Below are 18,555 nucleotides of genomic sequence, written 5' to 3' on the forward strand. Positions count from 1 at the left end.
TGGTTTTTTTGTTACTTCGACACAAACTCCACCGTGTTCAGATCAACTTCTATCCTAATCTGATTATTGACCTGCTCCAGCACCTGACTGAGCCGGCTCTTGAGTCGGCCGCCGTGGCTGATATGGGCCATTAACTGGTCGTCCTCTCTCGGCAACTCCGCCAGAAAATCGTCAAGGTCGCGGCCCGGCTCGAATTCGCCGCCGGCCCAGCGCAAGGCGTCTACGCACCGCCGGAAAATCTTCGGATAAATCAAACTGCCTTGCTCGGGCTCCAGATCCTCCAGACGAGTCGCGGTAAACCGCTTGGTTCGGTCCAATTTCCAGAGTCCTAATTTGGCCGTCTTGGCTTTTTTATAGGTCGCGATCAATTTGGATTGAATATCGAACGATAGTCCGCCCGAATAAAGGCCCAAGTATGTAAGTCCGGTTTTGACGGCGTGATAGTTGTAGGTTTTGCCGAGTAGGGCTTCGGTGAGCTTTACATCGGCGCCGTCATCGTCGTCCAATTCCCGCAGCACAAAGGCGATAGGTCTGCCGTGGCCTTCGAAGCCGTCGCACAGTATGGCCGCCTCGGTTTCCCACTCGAAGCCGCTGGGTGCGACACTCCAGTTCCATTCCGCTGGATCGACACCCAGCCACCTCAAAAGCCCGTTGCGGCTTTCCATGCCGTGGGGTTGCGCCGCACCACCGTAATGCAGCTCCGGCGTGTCGATGGCCTGAAAACGGAGTTGATAACTCTCCTCGCCGCCGGCCACACTGGGCGGCGCGAAGTGCGGCAGTCCCTCGAACAGCGACATGTCGTTGGCAATAAAACGCATGCTGTCCCCATCCGGCGACTGCCGCTGCCGAACAATCAAGCGGCCTTTAATGAGACGATAGAAACCTAGTGACATGATGGGCCTCTCTGAAGTTGAACGGCATGGATAGTCTAGCGTCTTTATTAGGGCCGCAAGGGCGAGTGCCGATAGGCGATCCGCCAATTCGTGCAACGTATCACTTGGCGGAACCGCTGACGCATTCTGGCTTACTGTTTATCGCAACATTTAGAAGTACTCATTACATTTCTCCGCTAGAAAATTGGATAACAAAAGCGATACTCAGGAAATAGGCCAAAAAACCGTCATTATTTAAACTACTTAGACTCTAACTGAAAATGGATTGCCTGTTTAACTTCTAGGATCGCCTGGTAAAAACGAGCCGTTAACCTGCTTATAAGCAGTTGAAGTTTTCTCGCCGGGAACACCATCAATTTGTACGAAAACGCCTGGGAAGGTATTCAGCCAGCGTTGCAAATCTTCAACTCGCTTAACGACCGCCGAATCGGTGGATTTTGTAATCGAGTAATTCACCAGCAGAGGTTCGGTGTCGTTATTCGGTCTAGGCTGGTCAGAAAATTCGATTTGGTGTAATTCCGCCATGCGGCGTAACAAAACGGCCGCGCCGCATTGCCTAGAAATGGCAGTGTCTGACCAAGTCCCGTCGGAGACGTATTTTCCGCTGGAGTAGTGATTGGAATACGACCATAAATAGGGGGTAAGTACATGAGCGTGAAACAACCGGTATCCCCAGCCGTTGTAGCCTTCCAGTTGGTATAACACTCCAGCCAAACTCCAATCGGATTTTGCGCCGATGCCGCGCAGCGTCAAAGCATCTACGGCGCTTTCTTCCCAGGTGAACGGTGCATTGCCGGTTTTGGGTCTACCAGCCGGCACCTGAATAGTGCGGGCAGTCAAAGGATCACCGTTATGTAAATGCTTATTAAAGCTTTGGCTGGCTTCCATGTTGTGGATCACGGCGATAAAAAACCACGGTATGCCTAACTGATCGGCCACGCTTTGATAGCGTTTTTGATTGTTGATCAGTTGGTTATTGAGGCTTTCAATCTCAGGTAGTTTATTAGGGGTAATTACGCAAGAATTAAATAATTTCTCGTATTCAATGCCTAATGTTGAAGTGAAGTTGATCTTCGCCATATTCCTTCTCCTTAACAGATTGTAAAATTAAATATATTTGCCACTGCCGTGAATCGTAGCTACTAACAAATCTATAGATTGATTGTTAGCGACTTTGTGTTGAAACTTAAGATTCAGCTCCATCAAATTGGCAGATTTTCAATTTTGCATCTATTTTGATTTGTTGAGATAAACCAATTGTCAATTGCCGTTTCAGGGTTGGGGAAATCAACATTAAATAACTCAAACCCAGCTGTTATAAAATTTTTATAAGGCTTGTTTATTTTCAATATTCCAAAATTATTGGCGTTTGTAGAAAACGCTCTTACGCCCATGAATCCAGGTAGTTTATTTGTATATGTATAGAATTCACTAAAGTCTAGTGTTACATCTTCTGGTGTGCCAACGTTATATTCAGTGCTTAGCAAGCTTTTAATTCCACCCACTCTCGCCAGCGGGGATGATACAAATTCAATCAGTTTGGCTTGGCTATTTTTTGGCGAAACCCAATAAACTAAGCGCCCCCAGTGAATATCCCCTGTGAGGATAATAAAGCTTACTGCTCGTTCGTTAATATTTTTCACGAGAACATCAAGTAATTCATTATATTCTAGGCTATAGTCTTCTAGTGCGTTATCAAATTTAGTTGACCTTAGCATCAATGGTTGACCAATGACCAGCAAGCCAATTCGTTCAACTGTATTAATCCATGATATTAACGCTAACTTTTGCGGGGCAGATAATGTGTGAGGTTTGTTGGAATCTCTATTTGTACGGTCAGTGCGCGTATCTGAAATAAATAAGTCTATACCTGCTAATTTGTAGGAAGCCCAGCAACGCTCAAATTCAAGCGGAGACTCTCCTATCATATTCATTACACCTTGATTTCTCCAAAACGCTTCTTGTCCACATTTTGCCCAATTTGATTTATTCTCACTCCAGCTTCTCGTTAAATAAGGCATTGCTTCGGGATATCCGTTCCAATATTCATGATCATCGCATGTAAACACATTAGCTCCAGTTTTGAGAAGGTTTCCAAGTCGGCAAATTTGAAAAGCTTCCTTGTAGCGGATTTGATATAATAATTTTGGTGCAATAGAATTGAATGCTGCTGGAACATCCGCATATATCTGGTCGCCACAAAATATTTTGAGATGAGGGATGTTGTTTTTTATGAAATTTTTCATCCTTATCGGATATCCAACAAATTGGTCTGATGGAAAATAGCATGATGATAATGCAATAACCAACTCTTCTTCAGGATGATCTAAAGAAATAGGAGGGGTTCTTATTCGGATAATTTCTTTATCTCTATTCGCTTGGAATTTTGGTTTTATCTCGTAATTCTCATTTGGTTTAAGACCGGTGATTAGAGCGATGTGGCTATCCAATCCTAATGCACCAGGTATTGGGTCAAGACCAATTATATTTTCATTATTGCTATTTGGAGCGATTTCTAGGTGATTACTTGCTTTGCATGGTAAATGGGCAGGCCAACCATCAACTCTTAATCGTAACGAATATGTATTGCCTTCAGCGTTAATGGCTCCAGGATACAGCTTAAGATCTGCCATATTTATCTCCTAAATCGGGCGCCAATTCCAACTATAGTTTGAAGTAGACTTTTACCTGCTTCAGACCCAAGTGTGAGAGCGCCAAATCCGAATAGAAAACCAATGATTTGTGTATAAAATGAACATGACGCAATAAAAACAAAATTAATTGAAATAGCCTCGATAAATGCAAGAAACGCCGAAAATGAGCGAAGTTGCCTGTGATAGCGGAATTCAGCCGACTTCAGCGCATTTGCGAGTTCGCGTTCGGCTCGAATTACTCCAGGTAGGAAAGATTCAATAAACTGAACCCTCCATACATAAAATAGAGCAGGGCTTACATCTTGTCCTTCGGTACTTAAGATATTAATCCAGTTCCGTAAGGTATTTTTTAAGATTTTATCCTTATGGTCGTCTAAGGTGGTTAGAACTGCATCTAATATATTTTGTGCATCATTAGGATTGCGTATATTCAAACGAATCAGTTCATCTAATGCCGTAGCTGTCTGTTGGACTCCCAAGGGTGCCATTAATTTTGATATATCCGAAACATTGCGAATATCGGCATCTGACACCTCTGTGATTGGGCTGTCTCCAACCGAGCGTAATAAAAAGCTTTGAATTAGACGCGTTTGTTTGCCAGATTTCTTATAATGATCACGAATTCTTTTAGGGAAAGTCGTCGGTATTCCAACCACAAATCCTTTTAGAATATCTGATGCAGAGCGTTTCAGTTCTTCGTTATCATCGAATCCGTTTTCTGTGCCATACACTATATAGTTTAATGCTTCCCAATATCTTCTGGTTCTGGACCCAAATAGTTTCCATAATTCGATGATACCTTGATGAAATGGAATAAATGTTGCTGTCAATCCAATTGCATCGTATAGGTCGTTAAAAACTACTGACATAACATACCGTATTGAGTAATTTAATTAAAAGTTCAGGTTATACTGGTTTATCTTCTGGTTTAACTTCTGGTTTAACTTCTGGTTTAACTTCTGGTTTAACTTCTGGTTTAACTTCTGGTTTAACTTCTGGTTTAACTTCTGGTTTAACTTCTGGTTTAACTTCTGGTTTAACTTCTGGTTTAACTTCTGGAGTAGAGGATGAGCTTGATTCGTTAGCAGGTGTAGACTCTAGAGCTTTTAATTGCTCGGCAATAGCAATATAACGATTTTTTATACTCGAATATTGAGTGTCTTTGTTTAGATCTTCTTCTGAAATAGTACTTACGGCTTTTTCCGTCTTTAAGCGATATCTTCTGGTATCCAATTGTTCTGATAGTCTGTTTAATAAATTATTTAATTCTGAAATACGTCCGGGTCTTGAGTCCTTTGTTCCTTCTTGTACCGCTTTTTGTAAGCCAAACATAAAAGAACAAGAATTGTGATAATCCGATAAGTCCAAAATAGCCACGTTTAAAGGGTACTCGGTATACGGTTTAGGTTTTAAGTAAATGTTTTGTTTAAGAGCCTGTAGTTTGGAGGCTCTGTATTCATCAATTTTCTGAACTATCGCTGGCACAACCATGTTTTTGTAAACAGTTTCGTTACCTAGTGATCTTTCAGCGTTAGAGAACAGGGCTAATCCAGCTAAAATTGCCTGTCCAGCGCCACCGGTGACCACAGTAGCTGCTCCCGAGAACGCATTTGTTAATGTTCCTGTGACAAGATTGAATGTTGCATCATTACCCCAAATTGACCGCTTATGTTCTTCGCAAGTGGCGTTTGATATAGCAATTAGATCACCTATTACTGTTGTCCTTTGGGTGCTACATTTATTGTTCCAGGTGGTATCTTCGCTTTTGAATAACGTACTATTTGTGCAGTCATCCGTGACCAATTTATGTTCGCTTAGTTTTTGTAAAATAAACGTATTATTCTTGGATTTATCTTCATATGATGATTCCAAGTCAGAAACACCATAGTCATTGTAAAGCCAATGTGTGGTTGAACATGATGTTAATGAAATAGTTATAAATAGCAAGCACGCAATATAAGTTGTTCTGTTCATGGTGAATTATTTTTTATTAGCAATTAATTAAAATATAGACATGGATTTGTAAGTTATTCTATCTTTAAACAATTTTGTATCTTCGAGGTCCGACGTAACCAACGCCCAAAAGTCATCCGTCAAGCCATCTTTTATATATTTATGTGGCAACCAGTCGTAACCTTTTTCGCCCTAAGTATCACCCCAGGAGTTTCTAATTGATAACGCGCCCTTGTTTTCCCGATTTTCTTGGTGTCGTCGTAGCCAATGGCAACGACCGCATGGCCGCCGACAACTTTTTCGTTGGCCAAGGTGCGGGTGGCTTTGTAAAGAAACAATCGGGAGGCATCCAGATATTTGCCAAAGGCAAGGCGCTCTAAGTGTTTGATTGCGCCGACAATGGCATTGTCGGTATGGCAATCCTGGTCGCCATGATCCCAGCCGGGAGCAGGACGGAGGCCCGGATCGAACGGCCTGCGCTTTTGCTTGGCGGTGGTGGTTAATCGCCGCGATGCACGCGGCCGGGTTACAGCCTCGGCTCGCGGTTCGCAAGAATCGCGCGCAACGCTCACATCCCGTAGCCAACCGAGTTGAGTTTGTGTAGTCGCCATGTTTGTCCGTTATTTGGGTCTGCACGGATTCTGCCGTAACGCCATTGTCCAAGCCACTTGTTTTCCGTACTAGTACAAATGTACTGGGTCTATTGCGGGCTGTCCGGGGTTACAATCCTCTAATCAGGCTTGCCACGGGGATGAAGACTGTGAATATTTTGTTGATCGACGACCACTTTTGCGCGCGCGAAGGGGTGGCGTGTTTGTTGAAGCAGATTTATCCGGACGTGCAAGTGTTCGAGGCGGAGAGTTTCGCGGCTGGCCTGGCCATTGCCAACGCCCAGCCGTTGAATTTGGTGTTGTTGGATTTGCAACTGCCGGATTGCAGCGGTTTGGAGGGCTTGGCGAAGCTGAAGGCGGATTTTCCGGAGCTGTGCGTGGTGATGTTTTCCGGAGTCGGCGATCGGGATTTGGTGTTTCAGGCTTTGAAGGCGGGGGCGATGGGCTTCGTGGTCAAGACGATTTCTCGGCAGGGGTTTGTCGAAGCCTTGCGCGATTTGTTGTCGGGCCGGGTGTATTTGCCGGCGACGGTGACCGGCGAGACGCCGGCCGGCGACGCCGGTGCGCCGAGCGGACTGGCCCAGGTTACCGATCCGGCCAGTCTGGGTTTGACGCCGCGCGAATTCGATATTTTGCGCTGGATCGCGCGCGGCTACAGCAATAAGCAAATCGCGCTGCAATTGGCGATTCAGGAGCAAACCGTCCGCAACCACCTGCGGCCGATTTTTTTGAAGTTCGGCGTGACTCGGCGCACCGAGTTGCTGGTCAAGCTGTTTGTGCGAGGGATTGTGTTTGGTAAGCCGGGAGTGGGCAATAGCTAGGCTGATTCGGCGTCTCACCCATCGTGCGCAGCATGGCTTCCATCAGCGTCTTGGGACTGGCCGGCTTGCGCAACAAGCCGGTACGGGCCGGCCACAGTGCCTTGTCTTGCTCGGAGATGCCGTCTGCCGAGAGCACCAGAACCGGCACCGGGCCGCAGTCGGCGTGGACGGCGGCGATGACGTCGTGAGCAGTTTCGTGTTGTTTCAAGTAAAAGTCGGTAATTAGCAGGTCCGGAATCGCCAGATTGTCGGCCAGTGTCATGTGGGTGTCGGCCAACGACAAGGCGGTTTGCACTTCACAACCCCAACTTTGCAACTGGCAGGCCAGGCCGTCTAGGGCTTTGGCGTCGTCGTCCACGATCAAGACGTAGCGGCCGCTGAAGTCGCCGGTGACGGCCGGCTCGCCGGTGTTGGCGTCTTGTTGGTGCGCGATCGGTAGATAGACTTGAAAGTCGCTGCCCCGGCCTGGGCGCGAATCAAGGTTCATCGTGTGGTTGGGCAAGTGTTGTACCATCGTTGACGCATAGTACAAGCCGATGCCCAGGCCCGGCGTCGTGGCGTCGGTTTCGCGTCCGAGTTTACCGCGCACCGCGTCTTCGAAGATCTTGTCGCGCAGTTCGGCCGGGATTCCGGCGCCGCTGTCGCGGATGTGCAGTTTTAGCCGGCCGGCGCCGATGTTGACCGCCGCCACGCTGATCCAGCCCGAGCGGGTGTATTTGATGGCGTTGTCGATCAGATTGCCGACGATTTGCGCCAATATGCTGGGATCGGTATGTACGTTGTAAGGCGGTTTGCGGCGCAAGCGGACCTTTAGGCGCAGGCCGCGCGCGGCGGTTTGCGGGGCGAATTGGGTTTCCAGACTCGCCAGAAACACATTGATATCGACGTTGGCGAGTTGCGGGATTTGCTTGCCGTTTTCGACGTTGGCGATCTGAAAGATATGGTTGATGGTGCGGCTCAGTTCGTCGATGGCCAAACCCATGCGGTTGGCCAGCGGTTTTAAATGTGCCTGAGTCGGCTCGCCGCAGGCGGTTTCAATCACCGAGGCGTAACAATTCAAGGCTTGTAGAGGTTGGCGCAAGTTGTGGCCGATTTGCGCTAGGAAGCGCGCTTTGTCGTCGGCGTTTTGCTGGGCATTGCGTTTTTCCCGGAAGGATTTGCGGGCGTAGGCTTCAAGTTGGCAACGGGTGCAGACGCCGAACAGGTTGACGATGGTCAGATTAATCATCGACGAGATCAGGTCCGCCGCGCCGACACCTAAGGCATGGCCGGCCAACGGCATCGCGATCGACGTGGCCCAGCCGAAGCCGATCGTCGCGCGCAAGGACATGAACATTTGTCCGTAACTAAAAAAGTACATCGGCAGTAAACAGGGCCAGGTCGATGGGTAATCGGCCGCTTTGCCGTCGATGACGAACAGGATAAGCAAATTCGCGGCCGACAGGCCGGCGCTCCATTTAGCGATGGTATCAATCTGGCGGACGGCATCCTCATGAGTTTGCAAATATGCGAACAAGCCGACCAGTACCGCGATGATGGGCATTCGCGGCAGGGTATTGCCGATCGAGTCGGCGCCAGTGTGTAAATCCAGCAGGATGTAGGCCAGGAAGGCGCCGGCACCGAGTAATAACGCCCATTTCAGAGGAGCCAGCAATACTTGGTAACGTTCCCGCCAAAACGCCTGTTCGGACGCGGCGTCGAATTTGGGAATCGCGAATAAATGACCGGGACTTATAGCGTCGCAACAGGCTTTGAAGACTGCGGAAAAATCGGGTTTGGCCGGCGCTCTGAAAAAAGCGAGGTTGGCTAGATTGGCGTAAGGACTGAAGTTTTGCATGCCGCGATATCCGAGTGCTCGGCGGCATTTGCTGACGAATGAGGAAGCCGGCTAGCCGCGCTGATTGTTATTTTTCATGCGAGCGGCATTGTCCCTAGTCCGGACGGATTTGGCAATTGTGAAAATCTAACAGGGAAACTATAGCATTCCTCGACTACACTTAACGGCTACCGTTTAGAACGCGACGTCAATATCGCCGGTAAACTCGGTGCGTGCTGATGGACGAGGGGACGCACACGGGCCACGATTGCCGAAATGTGCATTGGTTAGTTCAGATCTGTTCAAGACCGCGATGCCCGCCGGGAAGCAGGCTTCCAGTGCCATGGATGGTATGTTTAAATCCGTCCGTGGCGTCCGGATTCGCTCCGCGCTCTAACGGGTCCGGCAATCCGTGCCGGAATGACAATGTTCATTGAGTAATCCGACAAAGTAGCAGTAGGCGGCAGACTTTCTCATCCCCGCAAAAAACGTGTCGTAACGGTTCAATGTTACTCTCGTAACACGAACTTCGCCCCCGCAATCGCGGCTGAAGCCGTTCCGACAATCGCCAAAGCGTTTTTCCGAGCCAACGCGCCGAATGTGGATTGAATTTTCAAAGGTGCCTGTCAGAGCGGCTCGTACCGCTCCAACACTACCAATTTTCTACAGCACGTCGGCGGCCATCAAAAATTACAGCGGCCGAACTTGCCGCGTCAGCCGGCGTTTTCCTCGGCGGCCTTGGCAAGTTTCTTCAGTACGCTTTTGCCTATCTTAGCCACGAAGTCTTCCGGATTGTCGTATTGCTGTTGTTGCACGAATTCGACAATGGATTTGACCAGTTTCTTGGTGTCGGCGATTTCCTGGTGCGAACGGCCGCAGCCTTGGCAATGGCTGCCGTCGCTGGTGCATTGGTCGATACAAGGGCTGTATTTCATGGTCTGTCCTGTTCAAAGAGTGAAGGTTGGTGAATCGAGTTCCGGGATTAGGGTGCTTTGACGGCGCTCGGGGTCGCGTCCGTGGCGGTTATCGAGCACGCGTTCATACGAACAAAGGTGGCCCCAGAACGCTCGCAAGCAAGGCGTCCCCCGAAATCCGGTGTGAAAGCGCTGTCGATCGCGGCTAAAGTCGCTCCGATGCGGTTGACGTTCATTGGCTGGGCGGAGGCAACCGTTTCATGATCGTTAGGGTGTTAACGCGCGTCGGCTTCCGGTGTATGCAAAGTGACCGGCCAACTGACGATGTGCGCCAAGCCGCCTTGAATTTCCAAGTGGGCTAGGATAGCGCCAACCCGCTCGGGGCGGTCGTAAAACTCGACCACCAGCGGCAGGTCCAGCGCCAGATCGGCCAGTGCGGCGGTGCGGATTTCCCGGTCGGCGCCGAAGCCTGCGATGCCGCGCAGCACCGTGACGCCGCGCACGCGTTCGTCGCGTAAAGTATCCAACAACCGGGCCAGCAGGTGTTCGCCCTCGCGCAGATAAATCCGCGCCAACGTTACGGTTTCCATTGCCATAGCCAATTCCCCAAGCGCGAACCCAACCAGACCGTCGCGACGCCGAGCATCGCATTGACGACAAACAAACTCAACAAGCCCTGGAACTCCAGGCGAATCTCAGGCAATCCCAACGTCAGCCTCAGCGTCGAGACCACGGTCAATAGCCCTAGCAGCACGACGTAAATCGAGGCTCGCCATTCGGCCGAGTAGGCGCCCAGTTGCAGCAACCATTCGGTGCCGGCGGCGATCAGCAAGGCCAACAAAAGCGCCAGCGCCATTTCGCCGTAGCGCAGACCGTGGCCGAGCCAGGGGTATAAGGTGTCGGCGAACAAGGTGCGGCCCCAAATCAGTCCCACCCAGCAGGCCACCAGGCATAACACCGTGCTCAGTAAAATATTCAAAAAAGCCTTCAGTAAACTGCCGGCCTCGAACAGATACAGGGTTTCGATGGCGAAGGTCGAAAACGTGGTGTAGGCACCCAGGAATCCGACCAGGATGGCCGCCCGCCATTCCACCGCCAGCGCAAAACGTTGCAGCATCAATTCGGTCAGAAACCCCATCAAAAACGAGCCGGACACGTTGATGAACAAGGTGCCGTGCGGAAAGCCGCGCCCGAGCAGCGCGTAGATCGCGTTCGCCAGTAAAAACCGGCTGACCGCGCCGATCGATCCGCCCAGGGCAATGGCCAGGATTTGCTGCATCGCCGCGCCGTCAGTTCGCTTCGTCGCCGCCGGCCGGCGGTAACACCCGGTCCACGTACACGGTCGCGGCGATCACCGCGGTCTGGCCCATCACCAGATTGACGATGGGCAGCGTCAGGCCCAGGCCGGTCAGCGCGCCGAAGCTCAACATGCTCCAGCGCCGCTGTTGCATGAAGCGCTTTTGCGCGTCGAAGGTTTGGCCGCGCATTTCCAGCGGATAGGCGATGAATTCCATCGCGATGCCCCAGGCCGCGAACGCCGCCCACAGCACCGGCGCGATCAGATTCACCACCGGAATCAGAAACAGCACCAATAGCGGCAGCACCCGCAGCAACAGATAGCCAATGCGCTTCAGTTCGCCGAAAAACACCCGGTCCCAGCCGGCGTCGGCAGCGACCGGCGCGTGGCCGTGCAACAGAGACAAGGTTTTGGCGGCCAGGCGGCTGTAATAGGGCGCGGCGATCAAATTGGCGACCAGCGTGAATGTGAAGAAGCCGATCAGCAAGAAGCTGATAAAAAACAATGGCCATAGTATCCAGCTCAACCAGGATAGCCAGTCGGGAATCGCTTGGTGGATCAGCGCGGACACCGAGTGATAGCCGAGGATGAAGGCGCCGGTATACAGCACCGTATTAATCAACAGCGGAATCAGCAAATACTGGCGCAGTTCGGCGCGGGTCAGTAATTTCAGGCCGTCCAGCAAACAGCCGACGGCCAGCAGCGGGCTGTTAGCGTCGCGGATAGCGTTCATGGCGCCAAACTCCTTACCCCGTGCAGGCCGGGATCGACGACGACACCGCGTTCGGTGACGATGGCGGTGATCAATTCGGCTGGCGTTACGTCGAATACCGGATTCCAGGCGCCGACCAGCGAATCGCCGCCCAAATAGCAATCGGCCAGCAATTCGTTGGGATTGCGTTCTTCGATTTCGATCGCGTCGCCGGTCGCCAGACTCAGGTCCAGCGTGGAGGAGGGCGCGGCCACCATCAACTTGACGCCGTGGCGTTTGGCCAGCACCGCCAGCGAATAGGTGCCGATTTTGTTGGCGACGTCGCCGTTGGCGGTGATCCGGTCGGCGCCGACCACAATCCAGTCGATTTTGCCTGACTTCATCAACCAGGCCGCCGCCGAGTCGGCGATCAGCGTGGCCGGAATGCCGTCCTGGGCCAGTTCCCAAACCGTCAACCGGGCGCCTTGCAGCCAGGGGCGGGTTTCGTCGGCGTAGACTTTGTTAATCTGACCGCGCCGGTGCAGGCTACGGATCACGCCCAGCGCGGTGCCGTAACCGCCGGTGGCCAACGCGCCGGCATTGCAATGGGTCAGTACCGAGCAAGCCCCGCCGATTAAATCGGCGCCGCGTTCGCCCATCGCATAATTGGCGGCGATGTCGTCGGCATGGATGGCTTCGGCTTTGGCGGCGAGCGCCGCGAGCGGGTCGGCGGGTGCGGCGGCCAGCACGTCGCGCATTTGCGCCAGTGCCCAGAACAGATTGACGGCGGTCGGCCGCGATGCGGCCAGCAGGTCGATGTCGCGGGCGACTTTGTCTTGCCAGGTCGGGTCCGGGTAGTGATATTTGGCCGACAGTACGACGCCGTAGGCGGCGGCGATGCCGATGGCCGGCGCGCCGCGCACCCGCATCGACACGATCGCGTCGGCCACGCCGGCGGCATCGCGGTATTCGTCGTAACGGATATGCGCCGGTAAGGCCCGTTGATCCAAGACGTTCAGACTGGAGCCGGTCCACTGTAGGGCTTGTACCGATAATTGAGAGCTCATGCGTAAGATGTATGTTGTCGGAAAAGGGGGCTTGGCTTAGATCTACTTTGTCAGATTATTCAATAAGCATTGTCATTCCGGCATGGATTGCCGGACGCGTTAGAGCGCGGAGCGAACCCGGACTCCATGAATGGATTTAAGCCTACCCTCCATGGCGCTGGATGCCCGTTTCCCGGCGGGCATGACGGTCTTGAACAAATCCGACAAAGCAGAATTTAGTCGCTGTCGTCAGGCAACGGTTCGGGAAGTCGAAGATTTTACCTGAGCGTTTCGACTATTTTAAGCCGATTCCGGCCCGCTTCGATAGGCCGGCGTTCGGCTTGACCGGGCGAGGAGGGCCCACTTTAACCGCTTTCGTCGTCCAGGCCGGGATATTGCGCTATTAAACCCCGTAAATAGTGCAAGGCCCGCGGCAGGTCGTATTTTTCGACCAATGGGTCCATGGTTTGGATTGCTTCGGCCGCGACCACGCGGGCCAGCGCCGGCTTGAGGTCGCGCCAAGCGTCGGCGGCTTTCAAATTGCCGCCCGCTAGCAATATCGCCAGTTCCCGCAGCCGCTCGCGTAAGGTGTCGAGCGAAATCGGCGCGGCCGCCGCCGGCGGATCGACGTCGCGGGCGCTGGTGCCGGCGGCGGGAATCCAGCGCCGCAACACATCGAACAACAGGTCCGGATCGAAGGGTTTGGCCAGAAAATCGTTCATGCCGGCGTCGCGGCAGGCTTGGCGGTCTTCCTCGAAGGCGTTGGCGGTCATCGCCACGATGGGTAGCTCGCGGCCGTGGTCGGTGTTCCGAATCAAGCGGGTGGCTTGCAGGCCATCCATGACCGGCATCTGCATGTCCATTAAAATAAGGTCGTAGCGGCGTAGCTCGACCATTTCCAGTGCTTGTTGGCCGTGTTCGGCCACGTCGACTCGCAAGCCGACGCTTTCCAGCAAGGCCTTGGCGACTTCTTGGTTGATATCGTTGTCCTCGACCAACAAAATCTCGGCCGAGCGACGGAAATCGGGCGCCGGCACTTGGGCGATCGGCGCGCTAGGGTTCAGCTCGCGTTGCAGCGGAACTTCGAACCAAAAGGTGCTGCCCTGGCCCGGTTGGCTGTCGACGCCGACGTTGCCGGCCATCATCCGCGCCAAGTGGCGGCTGATGGCCAAGCCCAAGCCGCTGCCGCCGTAGCGGCGGGTGGTCGAGGATTGGCCCTGCTCGAACGCGTTGAATACCCGCGCGCACTGTTCCGGCGTCATGCCGATACCGCTGTCCTCGACTTCGAAACGCACCCAGCATTGATGCTCGTCGCACGATTGCAGGCGGCTGCGCAGCACGATCCGGCCCTGTTCGGTGAATTTGACGGCATTACTCAGATAGTTGATTAAGATCTGGCAGATGCGCAGCGGATCGCCGAGCAGTATCAAGGTGTTCAGCGGCGGATCGGTTTCGTGGGTCAAGCTCAGGCGCTTGGCGGCGGCGCGCTCGCCGACGATGCTGCAGGCGTGATCGGCGATGGCGGCGATATTCAGCGAGGTTTTCTCCAAGGTCATGCGTTCGGCCTCGATTTTCGACAGATCGAGGATATCGTTGATCAAACCGAGCAAGTGCTTGCCGGCCACGCTGATTTTTTCCAGCTTATCGCGTTGGCTGGGTTGGGTTATCTCCATGCGCAGCAAGTGAGCCATGCCCAGAATCGCGTTCATCGGGGTACGGATTTCGTGGCTCATATTGGCCAGGAAAGCGCTCTTGGCGCGATTGGCGCTTTCGGCTTCCTCGCGGGCGAGTTCCAGTTCGGCGGTGCGCGAACGCACCAAGTCGGCCAGATGATCGCGGTAATTACGCAGCTCGGTTTCGGCCCGCTTGAGTTCGCCGATGTCGGTAATCACCACGACTCGACAGCTATGGTGGGCGAAGATGATGTCGTGCGAACTGACCACGACCGGTACCGCACTGCTGTCCTTGCGCAGATGTTGCCATTCGCCGGTATTGGCGAACCCGCGCAGTTTGGCGGCGAGCTCGATGATCTTGGGTCTCTGCGTGGCGTCGAACAAGTCGGTCAGCAGCAGGTGTTGCGCTTCGTCGGCTCGGTAGCCGTACAGCGCGGTGAAGGCGTCGTTGACCGCCACCAGCTTTAACGTGCCGCGCTCGTAAATCAGCATCGGTGCCGGGTTGTGCTCGAACAAGTTGCGAAATTGCGCTTCTATCGATTTGCGTTCGGTAATGTCCGACCAGATCAGCGATAACATCGGCCGATTTTCGATTTGAATCGCTTGGACGCTGACGTGAACATCGCGCGGACTACCGTCCTTGCAACAGCTGAGCGTGTCGAATTGCCGGGCGTCCCGGCCCTCGGTCGGGGCTAGCCTTTCCAGCATTGGCGCGGCGTCGGCTTGGATATCCGGCAGGCGGAGTTTGGCGAATTCGTCGCGGCTGTAACCGAGGTTTTCGCAGGCGGCGTCGTTGAATTCGACGAAAGCCAGCGTCTCGGCATCGATGAGCATGATGGCGTCCGAGGCTTGCGAAACGATGGCCCGAAAGATTTTTTCGCGCTTACGCGATTTTTCCTCGATTTGGCGGCGTTCTATCGTCGAAGCGAGCCGCTCGGCGATCGCATTCAGCAACTGTTGCTCTTCGGCCAGCATCGCCGGGGCGTCGGCCGGGGTGGGCGGCGGTATCGCATAGGCGACGCTAACTTCGCCGTCGTTCAGTGTCCCGACGCGGATCGGGGCGCTGATCCAAGCTGCGTCGGCCGAGCAGTCGCCACTGCGAAACGTGAGATCTCGCCAGCGTATCGCCGCGACCGCGAAATCGGGGTAAGGCCAACCGGCCGGTAGTTCCTGGACAGCCGCTTGCAGCACGTCCGGCAACGGCAGGTTCAAATTTTCGGTGGCGCGAAACACCGCGTGTAAGCAGGCTTGCTCTTGAATGCGCCGGTCCAGGGCCCGTTGCGCTTGGTACAACTGAGTAATGTCGCGCGCCATGCCCAATACGCCGAGTAGCTTGCCGTCGGCGGTCGTCACCGGGGTTTTGATGGTTTCGTATAGCCCGGTGTGGCTGGCGTCGGCCAGGGTCAGCCATTCCTGGTTGATCATCGGTTTGCCGGCAGCGACGGCTTTGAAGTCGTGTTCCCGAAAAAAGTCGGCGAGTTCGACATCGACGAAATCGTAGTCGGTCTTGCCGACGATGCTGGCTTCGTCGGCGCCGAATAGGGCTTCGAAACTGGCGTTGCAGAGCAGATAGGTGCCGTTGGGGTCCTTGAACCAGACTTTGTCCGGCATGGCCCTGAGTAGGGTGCGCAGTAGTTCGCGGTGTTCGGCCAAGGCGTCGAGCACCCGTTGGCGTTCGGAAAAATAACTGGCCAAGGCCATGCCGATCACCGACAGTACCGACATGAACAGCCAGTAATTGATTTCCGGTTGGCCGATCGGCCGGTTTTGGTAAATTTCCCAATGGTGTCCGTTCATGCCGACCATGGCTTGCATCGCGATGACCGCGAGAATCAGGGTCGTGGTTCTCGGTCCGACCCTGACCGCCGCCCAACTAACCAACAAGTAAATCCACGGCGTTTTGGCGTATTCGCCCAAGTTGTCCTGAAACCAGTTTAAAAATACGATTTGGCCGGCCAGCGCGCTCAAGCCCAGAATCAGGCAGGCTTCGGCGACCGGCTTGACGCGGCGCGGTAGGCGAAGACCGTCCCGCCAGACCAGAATCAGCGGCGCGACCAGTATCGTGCCTAGTGTGTCGCCCAACCACCAGTGCAACAACGCGATCCGGAAACCGGCCGTATCGACTACGCCGTTGATCAATAGGCAGCTAGCGCCGACTAGCGCCGACAGCGTACACGCCAGTCCGCCGAAGCCGATCAATAACAAATAATCGGCGAGGTTGAGGATGCGGCGGTCGAATCCGACGATTCGCCGCAGCAGATAAGCGCCCAAGCCGGCGCTGGCAATGCTACCAGCCGAGATGGCCAGCGCGATAGCCGGCGGTTGGCCTTGCCACAGATTTAAACTCAGCGCACCGAGCCCGAGCGCCCACAAATAACGGTGGCCGCCGAGAAGTATCGTCGCCAGCGCCAGACCGCTGGGCAAAAACAGCACGCTGGCGACGCTGACGGTGGAGAAATACAGCAGGGACAGTCGGCCGCTCAACGCATAAAGCCCCGCGATGCCGAAACCGATCAACCAGTCCGACAGCCTTACCGCTTTCATATCCCACTCACCAGAGCGCCGAGTGGATTGCGGCGCGGCCAGGTTTCGCCGCGCCCGGCCGGGAATATCCGAGGCGGGACGGCGCTAGAGAAACCGATTGGCTGCGAGGAAATGGGGTCTGACATGTTGTTTGACGCTTCTCGATTGGCGGGGACTGGTCTCGGCCCTACGGCGGCGCGGTATAATCATCGCCTTTTCAGCTCGGGAGTACCCATGCAGGTCGACCTTTTGATTCAGGCCCGATGGATTATACCGGTGGAACCGGCCTCGGTAGTTTACGATAACTATAGTCTAGCGATAGACGGCGGCAGAATTGTCGATTTGTTGCCTAGCGACCTTGCCCTGCGAAAGTATCGTCCCAGGGTGCTGGAGATACGCGACCGGCATGCGCTAATTCCGGGCTTGATCAATTGCCACACGCATGCGGCGATGACTTTGCTGCGCGGCTTTGCCGACGATCTGCCGTTAATGGATTGGTTACAGAACCACATTTGGCCCGCCGAACAGCAATGGGCTAGCGAGGCCTTTGTGCGCGACGGTACCGATTTAGCCATCGCCGAAATGTTGCGCGGCGGTACTACCTGTTTCAACGATATGTATTTCTTTCCGGAAATCACCGCGCAACAAGCGCTGCAACACGGAATTCGCGCCAATATCGGCTTGATCGTGTTCGATTTTCCGACTCTGTGGGCGGAAAACGCCGACGCCTATCTGGCCAAGGGCTTGGCCCTGCACGAACAATTGCGCCACGAAAGCCTGCTCAGCCTGTCGTTCGCGCCGCACGCGCCGTATACGGTGTCCGACGCGCCGCTGAGCCGGGCGCTGACCTATGCCGACGAGATGAATTTGACGCTGCATATGCATGTGCACGAGACGGCCCACGAGGTCGAACAACAATTGGCCAACACCGGCCAGACCCCGTTGCAACGTTTGCGCGATCTGGGTTTGCTGACTTCCTCGTTCATTGCCGTGCACATGACCCAGATGTCCGCCGAGCAAATCGCCGAATTCGCCGAGACCGGCGCGCATATTGTCCATTGCCCGGAATCCAACTTGAAACTGGCCAGCGGATTCTGTCCGGTGGCGGACTGCTTGGCGGCCGGTATCAACGTGGCGCTGGGGACAGACGGCGCCGCGAGCAATAACGATCTGGATATGCTGGGCGAAATGCGCACCGCGGCCTTATTGGCCAAGGGTGTCGCCGGCGACGCCAGTGCGGTGTCGGCCTGGACGGCGCTGGAGATGGCGACGATCAACGGCGCGAAAGCGCTGGGCTTGGACACCGAGATCGGTTCGCTGGTGCTCGGCAAGGCAGCCGATGTCGTGGCCATCGATTTAAGCGCCCCGGAAACTCAGCCGTGCTTTCATCCGGTCGCGCAAATCGTCTACGCGGCCGGCCGGCATCAAGTCAGCGACGCGTGGGTAGCCGGCAAGCCCTTATTAAGTCAACGCCGTCTGACGACGCTAGATCTCGACGAACTGACGCAACGCGTCGAGCAGTGGCGCCAAAGGATGAACGCCGGGCCGAGCTAGAAGGAATATTGCCAGCGGTCGTCGCCGAAGGAAACACGGTGTTGATGGTCCTGACCGGTTGGCTACCTGCCGAGCCTCGATAGCGTGCCGGACAGGTTTTTGTTGAGGG

At 54.2% G+C, this 18,555-nt stretch carries 16 protein-coding genes; 3 read left to right on the plus strand and 13 right to left on the minus strand.

Annotation, left to right across the window (positions count from 1 at the left end):
• Positions 1-11: 11 nt before the first annotated feature.
• The 6 genes from ACQE3E_RS07905 to ACQE3E_RS07930 form a co-directional block, all read right to left on the minus strand.
• Entirely contained in the window at positions 12-818 is an 807-nt protein-coding gene (locus tag ACQE3E_RS07905) for a hypothetical protein (protein ID WP_313728479.1), read from the minus strand.
• A gap of 348 nt (positions 819-1,166) precedes the next feature.
• Entirely contained in the window at positions 1,167-1,973 is an 807-nt protein-coding gene (locus tag ACQE3E_RS07910) for a hypothetical protein (protein ID WP_313728478.1), read from the minus strand.
• A gap of 122 nt (positions 1,974-2,095) precedes the next feature.
• Positions 2,096-3,526, minus strand: a complete 1,431-nt coding sequence (locus ACQE3E_RS07915) for an alkaline phosphatase D family protein (protein WP_313728477.1) — start codon at positions 3,524-3,526, stop codon at positions 2,096-2,098.
• 2 nt (positions 3,527-3,528) lie between these two features.
• Positions 3,529-4,416, minus strand: a complete 888-nt coding sequence (locus ACQE3E_RS07920; protein WP_313728476.1) for a hypothetical protein — start codon at positions 4,414-4,416, stop codon at positions 3,529-3,531.
• Between the two features lie 37 nt (positions 4,417-4,453).
• A complete protein-coding gene (locus ACQE3E_RS07925) occupies positions 4,454-5,419 on the minus strand; it encodes a hypothetical protein (protein ID WP_427501465.1) in 966 nt (321 codons plus the stop codon).
• 233 nt (positions 5,420-5,652) lie between these two features.
• Positions 5,653-6,111 (minus strand): hypothetical protein, encoded by a 459-nt coding sequence (locus ACQE3E_RS07930; protein ID WP_313728474.1) that lies wholly within the window; start codon positions 6,109-6,111, stop codon positions 5,653-5,655.
• Positions 6,112-6,251: 140 nt separating this feature from the next.
• On the opposite strand from ACQE3E_RS07930, the gene ACQE3E_RS07935 reads away from it, so the two are divergent.
• Positions 6,252-6,932, plus strand: a complete 681-nt coding sequence (locus ACQE3E_RS07935; RefSeq protein WP_083385844.1) for a response regulator — start codon at positions 6,252-6,254, stop codon at positions 6,930-6,932.
• Here the strand turns inward: ACQE3E_RS07935 and ACQE3E_RS07940 are convergent.
• The 6 genes from ACQE3E_RS07940 to mtnA form a co-directional block, all read right to left on the minus strand.
• Entirely contained in the window at positions 6,877-8,769 is a 1,893-nt protein-coding gene (locus tag ACQE3E_RS07940) for an ATP-binding response regulator (protein ID WP_313728473.1), read from the minus strand. The two genes, ACQE3E_RS07935 and ACQE3E_RS07940, sit on opposite strands and share 56 nt — an antisense overlap.
• A gap of 692 nt (positions 8,770-9,461) precedes the next feature.
• Positions 9,462-9,683, minus strand: a complete 222-nt coding sequence (locus tag ACQE3E_RS07945; RefSeq protein ID WP_064029905.1) for a DUF1289 domain-containing protein — start codon at positions 9,681-9,683, stop codon at positions 9,462-9,464.
• A 254-nt stretch (positions 9,684-9,937) separates the two neighbouring features.
• A complete protein-coding gene (locus ACQE3E_RS07950) occupies positions 9,938-10,252 on the minus strand; it encodes a DUF190 domain-containing protein (protein ID WP_281022783.1) in 315 nt (104 codons plus the stop codon).
• Complete coding sequence (gene crcB, locus ACQE3E_RS07955; RefSeq protein ID WP_313728472.1) at positions 10,240-10,941, minus strand: fluoride efflux transporter CrcB; 702 nt, start codon at positions 10,939-10,941, stop codon at positions 10,240-10,242. The genes ACQE3E_RS07950 and crcB overlap by 13 nt, the downstream gene beginning before the upstream one ends.
• A 10-nt stretch (positions 10,942-10,951) precedes the next feature.
• Positions 10,952-11,692 carry a sulfate transporter CysZ gene (cysZ, locus tag ACQE3E_RS07960; protein WP_168033065.1) on the minus strand — a complete coding sequence of 247 codons (741 nt, stop codon included), beginning with the start codon at positions 11,690-11,692 and terminating at the stop codon, positions 10,952-10,954.
• Positions 11,689-12,717, minus strand: coding sequence for an S-methyl-5-thioribose-1-phosphate isomerase (gene mtnA / locus ACQE3E_RS07965; protein ID WP_064029898.1), 1,029 nt, complete (start codon positions 12,715-12,717; stop codon positions 11,689-11,691). The genes cysZ and mtnA overlap by 4 nt, the downstream gene beginning before the upstream one ends.
• Before the next feature lie 130 nt (positions 12,718-12,847).
• Between mtnA and ACQE3E_RS07970 the strand changes: the two genes are divergently transcribed.
• The gene (locus ACQE3E_RS07970; protein WP_269454762.1) at positions 12,848-12,982 is read left to right on the plus strand and encodes a hypothetical protein; all 135 of its coding nucleotides are present in this window, start codon (positions 12,848-12,850) and stop codon (positions 12,980-12,982) included.
• A gap of 79 nt (positions 12,983-13,061) precedes the next feature.
• Here the strand turns inward: ACQE3E_RS07970 and ACQE3E_RS07975 are convergent, their stop codons facing one another.
• Entirely contained in the window at positions 13,062-16,913 is a 3,852-nt protein-coding gene (locus ACQE3E_RS07975; RefSeq protein WP_427501468.1) for a PAS domain S-box protein, read from the minus strand.
• Positions 16,914-17,126: 213 nt separating this feature from the next.
• Here ACQE3E_RS07975 and ACQE3E_RS07980 point away from each other — a divergent pair, with 213 nt between their 5' ends.
• Positions 17,127-18,446 (plus strand): TRZ/ATZ family hydrolase, encoded by a 1,320-nt coding sequence (locus ACQE3E_RS07980; protein WP_281022787.1) that lies wholly within the window; start codon positions 17,127-17,129, stop codon positions 18,444-18,446.
• Positions 18,447-18,555 lie beyond the last annotated feature (109 nt).

It is taken from the genome of Methylomonas sp. MED-D (assembly GCF_050276835.1).
GTDB classification, from domain to species: domain Bacteria; phylum Pseudomonadota; class Gammaproteobacteria; order Methylococcales; family Methylomonadaceae; genus Methylomonas; species Methylomonas koyamae_A.